This is a genomic window from Larkinella sp. C7, assembly GCF_006149005.1.
GTDB lineage: Bacteria > Bacteroidota > Bacteroidia > Cytophagales > Spirosomataceae > Larkinella.
Genome location: NZ_VBSL01000017.1, coordinates 1 through 17,106 on the forward strand (window position 1 = coordinate 1; position 17,106 = coordinate 17,106).

Annotated in this window: 9 protein-coding genes; 6 read left to right on the forward strand and 3 right to left on the reverse strand. The window is 53.1% G+C overall.

From position 1 onward, the window contains the following. The first annotated feature begins 112 nt into the window (after positions 1-112). From FH871_RS27090 to FH871_RS27100, 3 genes are all read left to right on the forward strand, one after another. Positions 113-2,815: an ABC transporter permease gene (locus FH871_RS27090; RefSeq protein ID WP_229317615.1), complete on the forward strand. Its 2,703-nt coding sequence runs from the start codon at positions 113-115 to the stop codon at positions 2,813-2,815. A gap of 117 nt (positions 2,816-2,932) precedes the next feature. Further along, a complete protein-coding gene (locus FH871_RS27095) occupies positions 2,933-5,602 on the forward strand; it encodes an ABC transporter permease (protein ID WP_229317617.1) in 2,670 nt (889 codons plus the stop codon). Between the two features lie 202 nt (positions 5,603-5,804). After that, complete coding sequence (locus FH871_RS27100) at positions 5,805-8,516, forward strand: PQQ-dependent sugar dehydrogenase (protein ID WP_138994552.1); 2,712 nt, start codon at positions 5,805-5,807, stop codon at positions 8,514-8,516. A gap of 12 nt (positions 8,517-8,528) precedes the next feature. Here FH871_RS27100 and FH871_RS27105 read toward each other — a convergent pair whose 3' ends face one another. Then, positions 8,529-11,039 (reverse strand): ABC transporter permease, encoded by a 2,511-nt coding sequence (locus FH871_RS27105; RefSeq protein ID WP_138994633.1) that lies wholly within the window; start codon positions 11,037-11,039, stop codon positions 8,529-8,531. A 65-nt stretch (positions 11,040-11,104) separates the two neighbouring features. Further along, positions 11,105-11,803 (reverse strand): ABC transporter ATP-binding protein, encoded by a 699-nt coding sequence (locus FH871_RS27110; protein ID WP_138994553.1) that lies wholly within the window; start codon positions 11,801-11,803, stop codon positions 11,105-11,107. A gap of 165 nt (positions 11,804-11,968) precedes the next feature. Here FH871_RS27110 and FH871_RS27115 point away from each other — a divergent pair, with 165 nt between their 5' ends. The 3 genes from FH871_RS27115 (at position 11,969) to FH871_RS27125 (ending at position 15,517) form a co-directional block, all read left to right on the forward strand. Continuing rightward, a complete protein-coding gene (locus tag FH871_RS27115; RefSeq protein ID WP_138994554.1) occupies positions 11,969-12,688 on the forward strand; it encodes an arylesterase in 720 nt (239 codons plus the stop codon). A gap of 81 nt (positions 12,689-12,769) precedes the next feature. Then, positions 12,770-14,044, forward strand: coding sequence for a dicarboxylate/amino acid:cation symporter (locus tag FH871_RS27120; protein WP_138994555.1), 1,275 nt, complete (start codon positions 12,770-12,772; stop codon positions 14,042-14,044). Positions 14,045-14,353: 309 nt separating this feature from the next. After that, positions 14,354-15,517, forward strand: coding sequence for a serine hydrolase (locus tag FH871_RS27125; protein WP_229317619.1), 1,164 nt, complete (start codon positions 14,354-14,356; stop codon positions 15,515-15,517). Here the strand turns inward: FH871_RS27125 and nadB are convergent. Then, positions 15,514-17,106, reverse strand: a complete 1,593-nt coding sequence (gene nadB / locus FH871_RS27130) for an L-aspartate oxidase (protein ID WP_138994556.1) — start codon at positions 17,104-17,106, stop codon at positions 15,514-15,516. The two genes, FH871_RS27125 and nadB, sit on opposite strands and share 4 nt — an antisense overlap.

Below are 17,106 nucleotides of genomic sequence, written 5' to 3' on the forward strand. Positions count from 1 at the left end.
AAAGGAATGATAAAGACCAAATGATAAATGCCAAATGTAAAAGTCAAACGCGTGCAGGGCTACTTTATCATTCATCATTTTGTATTTATCATTTGACATTACAAAATTTCAGATGCATCCCTCAAATCACCCACATCCGCCCCGCTGGGCGCAGCGGCTTCTGGCCTGGCTTCATCCGTCGGAAACGCTGGAGGAAGTCGAGGGTGATCTGGATGAATTGTACACCTACTGGCATCGGCGGGCGGGCAAAACCGAGGCCACGGTGCGCTATGTGCTCAATGTGGTGTCGGTTTTGCCGCCGTTCGTGCGCCGACGTCCTCAAAAAGTTTATTACCCCCAACCCTCGTCGCTTCGCCCGGATATGATCCGCAATTATCTCAAAATCGCTTTTCGCAACCTGCTGAAAAACAAGGTTTTTTCGTTGGTCAATCTGACCGGACTGGTGGTCGGCATTACGGCTTGTCTGATGATTTTGCAGTATGTCAGTTTTGAACTGAGTTTCGACCAGTTTCATACCGACATCGACCGGATCTACCGCGTCACGAACGACCGTTTCCAGCAGGGAAAACTCGTTCAACACGGTACCATTACGTATCCAACCATCGGCAAAACCATGGCGAAGGATTACCAGGAAGTGGATTCCTACACCACGATGGTCAACGGCGGAACGGTCAAGATTCGGCGGGAGAAGTCGATTTTTCAGGAAGAACAACTCTTTTATGTGGATGATCATTTCCTGACTTTTTTCACCTTCCCGTTGTTGGCGGGCGATGCAAAAACCGCCCTGAAAGCGCCGAACAGTATGGTGTTGACCGAAAGCAATGCGAAGCGGATTTTCGGCGTCGAACCAAAGGATTACGCCCGACTGATCGGCCAAACACTGTATGTCGATCTGGACACTGAACCGTTCCGCATCACGGGCATTCTGAAAGAGATTCCGGCCACGTCGCACCTGCAATTCAAGACGCTGATTTCGTACGAAACCCTGGTCAGAACCTGGGGCGACTGGGTGAAAACCAGTTGGGACGGATCGGACATGTGGCATTACCTCAAACTCAAACCGACTGCCAATGCGGCTGCTTTGGAACAAAAATTCCCGGCGTTCAGTGACCGGTATTTCCAGGGCGACAAGGTGTCGGGAAGCGTCGAGAAGTTCTACCTGCAACCCCTGCGGCAAGCGCATCTGTACTCCGACTATGAATATGAAATTGGCATTGTCAACAACGGAAAGGCGGTTTGGACGATGCTGATCATTGCGGCCTTTATCCTGCTCATTGCCTGGATCAACTACATTAATCTGGCCACGGCCCGGTCGCTGGAGCGGGCCAAAGAAGTGGGTGTGCGAAAAGTGGCCGGGGCCACGTCGGGGCAACTGATCGGGCAGTTTTTGTCGGAATCGGTTCTGCTGAATCTGTTTGCGCTGGTTCTTGCCATCATACTAACGGTTTCGCTGCAACCGGTTTTGAATGAGATGGTTGAGAAGCCGTTGTCGCTGTCGTTGCTGACTGGTCAGGGCTACGGTGGAAGTGCCATGGCAATGGCGTTGGTGGGCGTGTTTGCGCTGGGGCTGTTCTTATCCGGTTTTTACCCGGCTTTTGCCTTGTCGGCTTTTCAGGCCATTCAGGTGCTGAAAGGCAGTTTCAAGCGGTCGGCCAAAGGAATCTGGGTTCGGAAATCGCTGGTGGTTTTTCAATACACCGCTTCGGTTGTCCTGATTATCGGGACGTTTATTGTGTTCAGGCAGCTCGAATTTATGCGCAAAGAAAACCTCGGTTTCAACATGGATCAGGTGTTGGTCGTTTCCGGCCCCGATCTGACCCGCTGGGATTCGACCGCCATCGATCGGATCAATACCTTCAAAGCGGAAGCAAAACAGTATCCCGCTATCAAAGCCGCTTCGGCTTCCATGAACCTGTTTGGAAAGCGCCTGCCGCGTTCGTTCAATGTGAAACGGCTCGGATCAAATCAGGAAAAGGGCGTAACCGTTAGCCGAATGGCGATTGACCTGGACTTTTTCGACACCTACCAGATCAAGGTGCTGGCAGGTCGAAATTTCATCCCCACCGACGCCAACCCGGATGGCCGAAAAGTAAAAAATACGGTGATCAATCTCTCCACGGCCCAATTGCTGGGCTTGCCCGATGCGGCTTCGGCCATTGGTCAGAAAATCACGTTTTTTGGCCGGGATTGGGAAATTGTCGGCGTGGTCAGCGATTTTCACCAGCAATCGTTGCGGCACCCGATTGAACCCATTGTTTTCCAGCCTTTCTACACCAACGGCGGTTATTACTCGTTCAAAATCGCAGCAACCGATCCGGAAAAGACGATTGACCAGATCGAACAGAAATACCGGGAGTTTTTCCCCGGTAATAATTTCTCGTATTTCTTTATGGATGAGCAATTTAACCACCAATACCGGGATGATCAGGTGTTTGGTAAAATCACCACGTTCTTTTCTTTCTTAGCGGTTTTGATTGCGTCGCTGGGCCTGTTCGGCTTGTCGTCGTATACGATTTCGCAGCGTGCCAAGGAGATCGGCGTTCGGAAAGTGCTGGGCGCATCGGTGGCCAGTATTGTTGCCCTGCTGTCGAAAGACTTCCTCAAACTCGTGGGGATCGCCATCGTCATGGCTGCACCCATTGCCTGGTATGCGGTTTCGACCTGGCTGGACGACTTTGCCTATAAAATCGATCTGTCCTGGTGGATTTTTGCTTTGGCCGGTATCCTTGCCGTCGGAATTGCCCTGCTGACGGTGAGCTTTCAAAGCATCAAAGCCGCGTTGATGAATCCGGTGAAGACGCTGCGAAGCGAGTGAAAAAGAAAGGAATGATAAAGACCAAATGATAAATGCCAAATGTAAAAGTCGAACGTATACAAGGCCATTTTATCATTCATCATTTTGTATTTATCATTTGATATTAAAAAATTTCAGATGACCTCCACAAATCCCCCAAATCCTCCCCGCTGGGCGCAGCGGCTTCTGGCCTGGCTTCATCCGGCGGAAACGCTGGAGGAAGTCGAGGGCGATCTGGACGAATTGTATACGTATTGGTATAACCGAGCGGGGGAAACTCAGGCGGTTTTACGGTATTTGCTCAATGTGCTGTCAGTTTTGCCGCCGTTTGTGCGCCGACGACAACGTAAACATCACTATAGTAACCCTTCAAACCTGCGTATTTCTATGATTCGGAATTATCTAAAAATCACCTTTCGCAACCTGAAACGACAAAAAGTTTCCACCGGCATCAACATAGTTGGGTTAGCCATCGGATTGGCTACCTGCATACTAATTATGCTATACGTGCAGGATGAATTATCCTACGACCGGTACAATGAGAAAGCAGATCGGATTTTCCGGGTCAGACTCAACTTGCGGTTGAACGGTAAGGACCTTGGTGGAGACGGTTTAGGCCAGAATGCCGCCCGAAATTTGAAACAGGAATTCGCCGAAGTAGTAAACGCAACGCGTATCCGCGGGGGAAGTGAGTTCGTCAGCTATGGAACCACCTCATTCCGACAAGATAACCTGCTGCTTGCCGACTCCTCTTTTTTCGAAGTATTCACCATTCCGTTCCTGAAAGGGAATCCGAAGCGGGCGTTGACAGAGCCAAACACGGTGGTATTGACCGAAGAAACCGCCAGGAAATACTTCGGTAATCAGGAGCCGATCGGAAAAATCCTGTCATTCGGCAGCGACAAGACGCCCTATCGGGTTACAGGCGTGGTCCGAAATGTACCGACGAACTCTCATTTTCAGTTCGATATGCTGGCGACGCTGGTCGGTCGTGACGAAATCATTGATGGGTCGGGCTGGTTGTATAACATGAGCTATCAAACCTATCTGCTTCTGCCCGAGCGCTACGATTATAAACGGCTGGAGGCCAAACTTCCCCAACTCACCGAAAAACAGATTGGGAGTGAAATACAGCAATTCCTGAAACTGACCCCGAAACAGTTTCGTGAGCGGGGTGATGATTTCGGCGTTTTACTGCAACCACTCACCGAAATCCATTTGTATTCCAGGACCGAATCGAACAAGGGTGGGAATATCATGTACATATACGTGCTGACAGCCATCGCCGGCTTTATGTTGCTGATTGCCTGTGTAAACTTCATGAATCTGTCGACGGCCACGGCGGTCCGTCGTTCGCGTGAGGTTGGGGTACGTAAGGTGATGGGGTCGGTGAAAGGACAACTGCAGCAACAGTTTCTGCTCGAATCGGTTCTGTTGGCGCTGTTGGCACTGTTGGTTGGTTTGCTGGTTGTTGGGATAGCACTTCCTTACTTTAATCAACTCACTGGCAAGACCCTGACAATCCATTTATTGACCGAGCCTTACATAGTGGCTGGTTTGGTAGCGGGAACGGTATTGGTGGGACTGCTCGCCGGTAGCTACCCGGCTTTTTACCTGTCTTCCTTTAAGCCGGTTTTGGTCTTGAAAGGGCGGTTTACAGCCGGAAGAGGGAGTTTCAACCTGCGAAGCGGTTTGGTGGTCTTTCAGTTTTTCATCACCATTTCAATGATTATTGCCACCGTTACGGCAGATCGACAACTGCGCTACATGCAAAGCCAGAAAGTGGGTTTTAATCGCGAACAGGTACTGGTGATTCATGATTCGAACATGCTTCGAAGCAACGAAACCGTATTTCGCGATCAGATCATCCGATCTCCGCAAGTCGTCATGGGGAGTATTTCGGGGCAGGTTCCTGTCGGGAAAACCAACCTGGATAACACCACCGTCAGGGCTAAGGAAAATCCGGATCAGGGCGTTATGACCCGGTTCTACTTTGTTGATCCGGAGTACATTCCTACTTTGGGAATGCATATGGTCCAGGGGCGCAATTTTTCAAAACAGTTTCCTACTGATGCTTCAGGGGTTATTCTGAATGAAACCGCTGTTCAGGCATTGGGCTGGCAGAAGAATCCGATTGGAAGGGAGTTGATCGGCTCCACAGACGATAAGGGCGCATATGTAATTTACCGGGTAGTTGGCGTGGTAAGCGATTTCCATTTCGAATCCCTGCGGCAGAAAATCGGGCCATTGGCCATGTTTTTGGGTAGAAACTCCGGCAACATTCTGGTCAAAACCCGTACAGATAACCTTCCGCAGCTTCTCACTTCCTTAAAGCAGCAATGGGAGGAATTTTCGCCCGCAGCCCCTTTTTCCTATTCGTTTCTGGACGACCGGTTTGAACAGGTTTATGTCGATGAGCAAAAAATAGAACAGGTATTAACTCTCTTCTCCAGCCTGACGATCTTCATCGCCTGTTTAGGGCTATTCGGATTGGCAACCTACAACGCCGAACAACGTACGAAAGAGATTGGCGTTCGGAAAGTGCTGGGCGCATCCGTGGGCAGTGTGGTGGCCTTACTCTCCAAAGACTTTCTCAAACTCATTCTGATCGCGCTGGTACTGGCTTCTCCGGTTGCCTGGTGGGGCATGACCCAATGGCTAGAAGAATTTGCCTACAAGGTTACAATCGACTGGTGGATTTTTGCTTTGGCCGGGCTTTTGGCGGTCGGAATTGCCCTGCTGACAGTCAGTTTCCACGGCATCAAAGCCGCGTTGATGAATCCGGTGAAGACGCTGCGTTCGGAGTGAACGGATATTAAATCGAATAACGAATAATAAATGCCGAATATCGAATAACGAAGTTTGACGGCGGTTTTTTTGGTTTTTTGGATAAAAATGGCTGATTGGGCGAATTTGGCACAGGATCAACAGCATTTGGCACAGGATTGACAGGCTATCTGATATAAGGGTCGGAACTTTGGGTATCTTTAGAAACCCAGCTCCCGCTCTTATGAAAAGATACGCTACCTTATTTTTGAGTATTGGCCTGTATGTCATCAGCGTGGTCAGTTGGTCGCAAACGCCACAACTTCGCTTGCAGACCGTTGCGACGGGACTAACCAAACCGGTCGATGTCGTCAGTGCCGGTACAAATCGGCTGTTTGTCGCCGAAATGGGTGGTAAAATCAAAATTATCGAGTCGACCGGTACGGTTCTTTCAACGCCTTTTCTCCATATTCCAGCCGATCGACTGATTGATGTCGAATTCAATGGGGTTTACAGCATCGCTTGCCATCCCAATTTTGCCAGCAATGGCTATTTCTACGTCTTTTATAATCAGAAAGACGGACAAGGTGTTCTTTCCCGGTTTTCCCGGAATGGCAGCAATCCGAATGTCGCGGATTTGGCGAGTGAGCGGGTGCTCATGACCTTTCCTTTTCCGGATCAAGGCCATCGGGGGGGCAAAATCCTGTTTGGACCCGACGGCTATCTGTACATTTTTGTCGGCGATGATGGAAACGTGGGCCGGGGGCAAATGGGCGATGTGCTGGGCAACGCGCAGAATCTTCAGAAATGGTACGGAAAGATTCTGCGCATCGACGTCAACAGCGGGTCACCATACCGCATTCCGCCGACCAACCCGTATCTGACTCCCGGCGATGGGATTCCGGACGAAATCTGGGCCCGCGGTCTGCGCAATCCCTGGCGGTGTAGTTTTGACCGGGAAACGGGTGACCTCTGGCTGGGCGACAATGGGCAGGACGGGTATGAAGAGGTCGATTTTGTGGCGGCCAATGCCAGTAAAACCGTGCCTGCGGCCCAGAATTTCGGGTGGCGTTGTTACGAAGGCGCGCATCCGTATGCAACGGCCGACTGTAACCCGGCGCAAAGTCTGGTGATGCCCCTGCACGAATACGCCGGTTTTTCCAACAATGGCAACCAGTCGGCTTCGGTGGTGGGGGGCTACGTCTACCGGGGCAATGCCTATCCATCCCTGCGGGGTTGGTATGTATATGGGGACTATGCGCAGGGAAAATTGTGGCTGTTGCGCCGGGAGGCCAACAACACGTACCAGACGATTCTGCAAACGCCAGCCTTGGTGAATCCCATTGGTTTTGGCGAAGGGGCGGATGGCGAACTCTACGTTCTGACGCTCAATGAGGGTTCGTTGTACCGGATCACAACGACCGAATCACCGGTGGTAACGAATCGTCCGCCCGTAGCGCCTTCCCCGCCTGCACTGGCCGCAACGGTTGGTCAGGTTTTCACAACCACCCTGCCGGTTTTTACCGATTCGGATGCTGACCCATTAACCTATGCGCTGACAAGCTTGCCTGTGGGGCTGACCTTCAACGCCGGTAGCCGCCAGATCAGCGGGACGCCTACCCGGTCAGGCACGTTTCCGCTGGTTTATTCAGCAACCGACGGTTTCCTGAAAACCGACTTGTCGATTTCTTTGACGGTGGCTGCGGGCGGTGCGTTCGTCACCGGCAATTTTGAAGGCTTTCTGGATGTGGTCAATTGCAGTACCATTTCCGGCTGGGTCTGGAACCGGGACAAACCCAATTTGCCCCTTCCCGTCGAGTTTCTGGACGGTGCCACGAGTGCCACGGCGGTTTTGATCGGGTCGACGCTGGCGAATATCTACCGGCAGGATCTTAAAAATGCCAACAAAGGCAATGGCGAACACGGGTATAGTTTTGTTGTACCGGAAAGCCTGAAGGACAACCAGACGCACACGATCTGGGGGCGGGTACAAGGCTCGACGTACATTTTGAAGTGGGCTCCCAAAACCATCAACTGCGTAGGCACGGGTCTCCCGCCGACCAATGCGGCCCCGGTGGCACCGGCGGTTTCAGCCCTGACGGCTCCGGTCAACGTGGCCTACACTTCGGCCGCCCTGCCTGCTTTCTCGGATGCCGAAAGTGATCCATTGTCGTATTCCCTAACGAGCCTGCCGTCGGGCCTGAGTTTCAATGCCGTTACCCGGGTGATCAGCGGGACGCCCACGCAGCCCGGGACTTTCAACCTGACGTATGCGGCCACGGACGGTAAACACACGCCGGTTTCGACTACGCTGACCCTGACCGTCAATGGAACGGTTGCTCCTCCGCCGGTTGTGACCGGTAATTTTGAAGGATATTTGTCGGTGGTGAACTGTCAGGAAATGCGGGGCTGGGTCTGGGATCGAAACAAACCGAACACACCCCTGACCGTCGAGTTCTTTGCGGATGGCAACGCGATCGGAACCGTCGAAGCCAAAAATTACCGGCAGGATTTGAAAGATGCCGGCAAGGGCAATGGCGAACACGGGTACGTCTTTCAAACGCCTTCGGCGGTGCGGGATAACGTCAATCACCAGATCAGTGCGAAGGTGAAGAGCAGCACCTACACGCTCAAAGGCTCCCCGATAGCGTTACAATGTGCTTCTGCCGCCCGCTTATTGGCATCCTCCGAAGAGTCTCGGCTGGAGGTGATCATTCGGGGAAATCCCGTCACCGGCGATGAACTGGTGGTAGAAGTTCGGGGAGCCGCCGGTCAGCCGCTGCGTCTGCAGCTGAACGACCTGAACGGGCGACTCATCAGCGAGCGACAACTGGAGCAAGCGCAGGAAGTGGAGCGTCACATGCTGGGCTTGAATCATCACCCGGCGGGTCTGCTTTTGCTCCGGATCAGTACGCCGACCCGGAGCAAAACGGTTAAAGTCGTAAAACTAAATTGACCGGTTTGGGAATCAGGCTTCGGCCCGCAGCACTTCCAACGGCGGACGCACCAGCACCCCGCGGCTGTTCAGCAAACCGATGATGATCGTCAGACTGGTGACGATGCCCACAACGGCCAGCAGGGGCGCAAAATTGGGACTGAACGGCACTTCGAAGACGAAATAAGCCAGCGCCCAGGTGCCGAACAACGACAAGACGATACCCGAAAAGGCTGCCAGCAGGCCCAGAAACAGGTATTCGATCAGCGTAATGAGCAGAATCTGACGGCGGCTGGCACCCAGCGTTCGCAGCAGAACGCTTTCCTGAATTCGCTGGTATTTGCTGATAATCACCGAACTACTCAACACGAGCAAACCGGTAATGATGCTGAACAGCGCCATAAACCGGATCACGAACGAAACTTTTTCCAGTACTTCGTCGATGGTTTGCAAAATCAACCCCAGGTCGATGGCCGAGACGTTTGGGAAATGAGTGACCAGATCCCGCTGAAACGAGGCCGATTGCTGGGTGTCACCAACGCGCGTCATCAACACGTGAAACTGCGGTGCCTGATCGAGCACGCCTTTCGGAAAAACAACCAGGAAATTGGTCTGAATGCGGTTCCAGTCCACCTCACGGGTTCCGCCCACGATGGTCGGCACGATCAAACCCTGCACGTTGAACGTCAGTTTATCGCCCAGCTTCAGTTTCATCCGCTCCAGATACCCTTTTTCCACCGAAATGTAAACCTGGTCATTGGTCTGGTAAGGTGCTTTTCCCGCCGTTAGTTTTTCGGAACTGATCAGCGAATCGCGGTAGGTCACGCGGTATTCGCGGGTCAGGGCCCAGTCGGGGATTTTGGCACTCGTATCTTTCTGAATGGCTTCCACCGTCCGCCCGTTGATTTCGGTCAGCCGCATGGTGACCACCGGAACGTTCTGAAGAACGGGCAAACGGTGGTTTTTGACCAGTTGCTGAACCCCGGCTTTCTGCTCATTCTGAATATCGAACAGCACCATATTGGCCTGATTGCCACTGGACGAGAGTTGCACCCGGCTCAACAACAGCGTCTGCGTCAGGTACAGCGTGGCAATCAAAAATGCCCCAAGCCCAATCGAAATCACCAGAATAAGCGTCTGATTCTGGGGTCGATATAAATTCGCCAGACTTTGCCGCCAGATGTAACTCCACGAAACCGGGAAAAACCGGCGTACCAGAACCATCAACAATTGGGCAATGCCGGTCAAGACACCAAAAGCAAAAGCCAAACCGGCCGTAAAACCGACGGCCATCTTCCAGTCGCGGATCTGCCAGTAGGCAAAACCGGTAATCGACAGCACAATCAGGAAATAAACCGCCCACTGAAGCGGATCACGGCCGGTCACATCGTCGTCGTACGAACTGCGGAGCGTGCGTAGGGGCGACACCTTCCGGATCACCAGCAACGGCAGCAGCGCGAACAAAATGGCAATGATCAAGCCCGCGCCGACGCCCTGGGCCACGGCTTTCCAGGATATTTCAGTAACCACATCGACCGGCAGAAAACTCCCGAAAACCGCAGGCAACATCAGTTGCACCACCGAACCCAGAAGCGCCCCGACGATGGCACCCAGCAGCCCCATCAGCGAGGTTTGAATGAGGTAAATCAAAAACGCCTGCCGACCCGTTGCACCCAGACAGCGCAGCACGGCCACCGAAGCCACTTTCTCTTTCACGTAGAGATGTACGGCACTGGCCACGCCCACGCAGCCCAGCAACAGGGCAACAAAAGCGACCAGATTCAGGAACTTGGTCAAATCCGCGAAAGCCCGGCCGGTTTGTTCTTTGCGTTCCGTCACCGTGTCGGAATTGATGCCCAGTTTGTCGAGCCGGGACGAAATCGTTTTGAGGTATTTGTCAACATCAGTACCGGGTGCAAACTGGTAATACGACCGGTAGGTCGCCCGGCTGCCGCGTTGCAGCAGGCCCGTTTCCGGCAGAAAACCGTACGGAATAAAAACCGTCGGCGCCACCGTGGTCGTGACCGCCGACTGCCCCGGAATCTTCATCACCCGACCGGCCACGTAAAACATCAGCTTCCCGACTTTTACCGAATCGCCGGGTTTGGCATTCAGTTGCACGAGCAGCGCATCATCGACCAGCGCAACCCGCTGCCGGTTTTGGTTCGCTTTCCGAAAGAGCGCAACCGCATCGGCGGGCTGGGTGTCCCAGGCCCCGTAATACGGAAATTTGCCCTGAATGGCTTTCACCTGTGCCAGCCGGACGCCCTGGGAACGCGGAAACAGAACCATCGACGGAAACGCCACCTCCCGGCTGCGTTCCGGGCTGATTTTGGCCAGAAACTGCTCCGTGCTTTTATTGATTTCTTTGTTGGACGACAGCACCAGATCGGCACCGATCAGTTCGCGGGCCTGCTCATCGACGCTGCGCGAGAGGTTGTCGCCGAACGAATTGATGGCGACCAGGGCTGCAATGCCGAGCACAATGGCCGACATGAATAAAAACAGCCGTTGCCGGCTCCGGCGACTGTCGCGCCAGGCCATTTTCCACAGCCACGGATCGAAAATCGAGGCAGCCTGCGGTTTTATGTTGGGAATTTCACGATCCATCAGTTGGTAGCGATGCGGTTTCCGGTTAATGTATCTGACACCAGATTGCCGCCCTTGATGCGGATGATGCGCTGGGTGCGGGAGGCCAGTTCGAGGTCGTGCGTCACCAGCACCAGCGTCGTTCCGGCTTCGCGGTTGAGTTCGAAAATCAGGTCAACCACCGTGGCGCTGGTATCGGTGTCCAGGTTGCCGGTTGGTTCATCGGCAAACAGGATTTTGGGCCGGTTGGCAAACGCCCGCGCCAGCGAAACCCGTTGCTGCTCGCCCCCCGACAATTGGGTGGGGTAATGGTGACCGCGCTGGCCCAGACCCACCCGTTCCAGCAATTCCTGAGCGGTTTTGCCCGCCCGTTTCTCGCCCCGCAATTCGAGCGGAACCATGACGTTTTCGAGGGCTGTCAGCGTGGGCAGCAACTGAAAATTCTGGAAAATAAATCCGACGTATTGGTTGCGAACGGCAGCGCGTTCGTCTTCGCTGAGGGTATCTAATTTAATGTTATTCAGATAGATGCTGCCCGAAGAGGCCCGGTCTAACCCGGCACAAAGGCCGAGGAGGGTGGTTTTACCGCTGCCCGAAGGCCCCACGATGGAAAAGGTATCACCGGGCTGGATTTCGAAACTCACGGAATTCAGAACGGTTAATGTTCGACCTCCGCTTTGGTAGGTTTTTGTCAGATTCTCGGCACGCAGAATACTCATAAGTCAGTAGCTTAACGGAATGCTTAGATAACCAATTCGTTGCCGTTTTATTCACCGCGAGGGACGGAATATTTGATAAAGGGCAGGAAATGGGTCTAAATGGATAAATTACCCTTATTTTTGTTGGTAATCGGCTGAAACTTCATCCTGAAAATTGCGTAAACAATGAATTTATTGAAAACCATACCGAATTACAAGGTCTGGATAGCCGGTTTGTCGCTGCTGGCGTCGGTGGTAGGCTGTAATTCCAAAACTGAAACCAGTCAGGCGCAGGAAGAAAAACCGGCTGCGGCCGACAGCACCCAACCGGCCGACAACCCGAAGAAAACGATTTTATTCTTCGGGAACAGCCTGACGGCGGGCTACGGCCTGGACCCGGCGGAAGCCTTTCCGGCCCTGGTGGGCGAAAAAGCCAAGGCGGCAGGTTATGACTATCAGGTTATTAACGCCGGGGTGAGTGGTGAGACCACGGCGGGTGGCAAAAGCCGCATCAGTTGGGTGTTGCGAAAACCGGTCGATGTATTTGTGTTGGAATTGGGTGCCAACGACGGGCTACGCGGTATTCCACTGGCGGATTCGCGCAAAAATTTACAGGCCATCATCGATACCGTTCGGCTGAAAAGCCCGCAGGCGCAGATCGTGATTGCCGGGATGCGCATTCCGCCGAATCTCGGACCCGACTACGGCGAGCAATTTTACCGGATTTTCACGGACATTTCCGCCCAAAACAAGGCTGCGTTGATTCCATTTCTGCTCGAAAATGTAGGTGGAATCCGGAAATTGAATCAATCTGACGGCATTCATCCCACGGCGGAAGGCCATAAAATTGTTGCCGAAAACGTCTGGAAAGTGTTGGAACCGGTGCTTCAGAAACAATCCTTGTGAGTGAATGAATCTACAGACCGGTTGGGTGTTTAAAACCTGGCAGGTCTGCTTCCCCAACCATTTTCATAAACCTACCCTGCTGTGCGCAAACTTCTAAACAACCTGACCTTTCGCGTTCTGGTCGCCATTACGCTCGGGATTCTGATCGGTCACTTTTTTCCCACTACGGCGGCTAAACTCAAACCGCTGGGTGACCTGTTCATCAATCTGATCAAGATGGTGATTGCACCCATCATTTTCCTGACCATCGTGTTGGGAATCAGCAATATGGGTGATTTGAAAAAGGTGGGTCGGGTAGGAGGGAAAGCGCTGCTGTATTTTGAAATCGTGACGACCGTCGCACTCGTGATCGGGATTGTTATTGCCAACTGGGTGAAACCGGGGGCCGGGGTGGATGCCTCTTCGGTGCAGGGTGGTGACATTTCGGCGTATACATCGCAGGGAAAAGACTTGGACTGGGTCAAGTTTTTCATGCACATCGTTCCCGACAACGCCATCAAAGCCTTCGCCGAGGGGGAAATCCTGCAGGTGCTGGTTTTTTCCGTGTTTTTTGGCGTCGGACTGACGCGCATGGGCGAGCGGGGCCATTCGCTGATTGTGACGTTCGAAAAGCTGTCGCGGGTGTTTTTCAACATCCTGAACGTGGTCATGACGCTGGCTCCGCTGGGGGCGCTGGGCGGTATGGCTTACACCATCGGCAAATTCGGACTGGCCACGTTGCTGCCACTGGCTAAACTGATGGGAACGGTTTATCTGACCATGTTCCTGTTCATCTTCGTGATTCTGAACCTGATTCTGCGCTACTACCGCGTCAGTTTGTGGAGCGTTTTGAAATACATCAAGGAAGAACTGCTGATCGTTTTCGGGACGTCGTCGTCGGAATCAGCCTTGCCGCAGGTGATGGATAAACTCGAGAACATGGGCTGTTCGCGGTCGGTGGTGGGGCTGGTGATTCCGGCAGGCTACTCGTTCAACCTGGACGGCACGACCATCTACCTGTCGATGGCGACGATTTTTCTGGCGCAGGTTTTCAGTGTGGATCTGACGCTGGGGCAGGAATTGACCATCATCGGCATTCTGATGATTACGTCGAAAGGCGCTGCGGGCGTGACGGGCAGCGGTTTTATCGTGCTGGCGTCGACGCTGACGGCGGTGCGGGTGATCCCGGTCGAAGGGCTGGCGCTGCTGCTGGGCGTCGACCGGTTTATGTCGGAAGCCCGTTCCATTACCAACATCATTGGGAACACCGTGGCCACGATTTTTATCGCCAATAATGAGAAAGAGTTTGACCGGGCGAAAATGCAGAAAGCCTTCGGTAAAATGGAAAAAGAAGAACTGACGGATTATAAATACTGATGGGAACACGGCTTGGGCGGATCGAACGGATTTGCACAGATGGTAAGAAAGATTTTAGCAGATAAAAACCGTTTTGATCCGTTCGCTCCGCCTAATCCGTGTTCCCATCCCAACACTTTCGCAGACGATACGATAAAAAAGCCCTCCGATCTCGGCATAAAAAATGTATTTTTGCTTTATTCAGTGCAAAAAACAGTTCAGGGGCGCGTCAGTGCATATCAACGTAATGGAATGAGAGTTTCGGGAATTTGGGCGGGAATTATTGCCATATGTATCCTTCTTGGGTGCGATTCGAGTGAAGAGAAAAAATTGAAGCGTTCGGCAAATGCCATGCACAATTGCGCCGAGGAGCAGACCCTGAGTTCGGCGGAGGAGCGTGCCATCCGGCAACAAATTGGAGCCGATGCGAAAATTGCGAAAATTGAAGCCATCATTCGCGGCAAGGTGCGGGCGGGTTTCAACGGCAACGTTTTGATCGCGCAGAAAGGCGTTATTCTTTACAAAAACACGTTTGGGCTGGCCCATTTCGAAAGCTCTTCCCGCGACTCGCTCAACGAAAACTCCAAATTTCAGTTGGCGTCGCTTTCCAAAACCTTCACGGCGGTGGCTACGCTCAAACTGATCGAAGCCGGGAAGCTGAAACTGAACGACACGATTCAAAAATTCTTCCCGGATTTTCCATACCACGGCATTTCGGTCGAGAACCTGCTGTCGCACCGAAGCGGTTTGCCCAACTATGCCTACGCTTTTGAAGACAGCATGCGGACGAATTTTTACAAGTTCGAAAAACCGTATCCGAACAACAGCGAAATCATGTACTGGTTCGCCAATGTGCATCCTACACCCCAGCGCTACAACATTCCGGGCCGCACGTTCAGCTACAGCAACACCAACTACTGCGTGCTGGCGGCCATCATCGAGAAAATTACAGGCATGTCGTTCGACCAGTTTGCCAAGAAAAACATCTTCGAACCGCTCGGCATGAGGAACACCTGGGTAGCCACCACCCGCAACGATTCCATCAACCAGTTTCGCACGGCGGGCTACCAGTGGAACCGCCGGATTCCGAAGGATTATTACGATAACGTGGTGGGTGACAAGGGAATCTACTCGACTGTCGGCGATTTGTTCAAGTGGTATCGTGCGCTCAACGGCGACTGTCTGATGCGGAAATCCCTGCTGGCCGAAGCGTTTTTGCCCCGCAGTTTCGAACGCAAAGGCACGAAAAATTACGGATACGGTTTTCGGATGTACGTCAACAACCAGAACCAGCCGGAATACATTTACCACACCGGCTGGTGGAAAGGCTACAACAGCCTGTTCTGGTTCAGCCCGAAAGACGATTTTGTGATCATTCTGCTGGGCAACCGCTACAACAAGTCGATTTATCAGGTCAAGGAACTGCTCGAAGTGCTGCACGGTCACCCCTCCAACGCCGAACCGGAAGCCGAAACCGGCGAAGTCGACGTTTAAGTGCTTTCTTTCTCGATATCCTGGTTGAAATGCAGTCCCCGGTTGTCGTGCCGGGCCATGGCGGCTTTGATCACCAGATACGCCACTTCGATCATATTCCGCAGTTCGCAAATTCGGTTCGAGACTTTCGACTGCCGGTAGAGCTCTTCATGTTCCAGATAAATCAGTTCCAGCCGGTCCATCGCCCGTTTCATCCGCCGGTTGGTGCGAACAATCCCGACATAGTTCGACATGATCGACTCCAGTTCGCGCTGCATTTCCGTCACCAGCACGAGTTCTTCGGGGTGCGTCGTTCCGGCGTCGTTCCATTCCGGCAGGTTATCCGGGATCGCGGCTTCGTTGAAGTTTTCGACGGTTTTCAGATACGCCCGGTGGCCGAAAACCACCGCTTCCAGTAAGGAGTTGGAAGCCAGTCGGTTGGCTCCGTGTAAACCGGTGCAGGAACATTCTCCGGCGGCATACAGGAAATTGATATTCGTTTGGCCGTATTCGTTTACTTTGATGCCTCCGCAGAGGTAATGCTGCGCCGGGACCACCGGAATATAGTCTTTCCGGATGTCGATGCCCAGGTTATCCTGGCAGTAGGCCGTAATGTTGGGGAAATGCTCGACAAACTTCTCGAAATCGCAGTGCGTCACGTCCAGATACACGTGCGGATCACCGGATTTTTTCATCTCGGAGTCGATGGCACGGGCCACAATGTCGCGAGGAGCCAGGGAAAGACGCTCATCGTAGTGCTCCATGAACGTCTCGCCCTTGATCGTCTTCAGAATTCCGCCGAAACCGCGCACAGCTTCGGAAATCAGGAAGCTTGGTTTTTTGCCCGGTTCATACAAGGCCGTCGGGTGGAACTGGATGAATTCCATGTCCTTGCAGATCGATTTGGCGCGGTAGGCCATCGCAATGCCGTCGCCCGTGGCAATGGTCGGGTTGGTGGTGCTTTGGTAGACGTTGCCAATGCCGCCCGTGGCCAGCAGCGTGGTTTTCGCCAGAAACATTTCGACCTGGCCGGTGTGCGTATTCAGCACGTAGGCCCCAAAACAGCGGTTATCGTTGTCGTAGCGGTGGACGGTTTCGCCGAGGTGGTGGCGCGTGATGAGGTCGACAGCGTAGTAGTGCGTAAAAATCTCAATGGCCGGCAGCGACTGGGTTTTTTCCAGCAGCGCCCGCTCGATTTCGGCCCCGGTAATGTCTTTGAAGTGCAGAATCCGGTGGTCGGAGTGGCCACCTTCGCGGGCGAGGTCATAGTCGCCGTCGTCTTCCTTGTCAAACCGGGTACCGTAGTCGATCAGTTCGCGAATCCGCTCGGGCGCTTCGCGCACCACGATTTCGACCACCTCGCGTTTGCTCAGGAAGTCGCCCGCAATCATCGTATCCTCGATGTGTTTCTCGAACGAATCCTCTTCGGCCCACACGGCGGCAATACCGCCCTGGGCATACTTGGTGTTGGTCTCGTCGGCCCGGACTTTGGTAATGACGGCAATCCGGACGGGCTGGCCGGTTTCTTCAAAGTGAATCGCCAGTTTGGTAGCGTAACTCAGTCCGGCAATTCCGGAACCAATCACGAGGAAATCGAAGTGTTGGGGCAT

Bases quoted from the DNA above. Each gene is read 5' to 3' on its own strand.
- FH871_RS27100 (WP_138994552.1), top strand. From the start codon at position 5,805: ATGAAAAGATACGCTACCTTATTTTTGAGTATTGGCCTGTATGTCATC.
- FH871_RS27110 (WP_138994553.1), bottom strand. From the start codon at position 11,803: ATGAGTATTCTGCGTGCCGAGAATCTGACAAAAACCTACCAAAGCGGA.
- FH871_RS27095 (WP_229317617.1), top strand. From the start codon at position 2,933: ATGACCTCCACAAATCCCCCAAATCCTCCCCGCTGGGCGCAGCGGCTT.
- FH871_RS27115 (WP_138994554.1), top strand. From the start codon at position 11,969: ATGAATTTATTGAAAACCATACCGAATTACAAGGTCTGGATAGCCGGT.
- nadB (WP_138994556.1), bottom strand. From the start codon at position 17,106: ATGCCCCAACACTTCGATTTCCTCGTGATTGGTTCCGGAATTGCCGGA.
- FH871_RS27105 (WP_138994633.1), bottom strand. From the start codon at position 11,039: ATGGCCTGGCGCGACAGTCGCCGGAGCCGGCAACGGCTGTTTTTATTC.
- FH871_RS27090 (WP_229317615.1), top strand. From the start codon at position 113: ATGCATCCCTCAAATCACCCACATCCGCCCCGCTGGGCGCAGCGGCTT.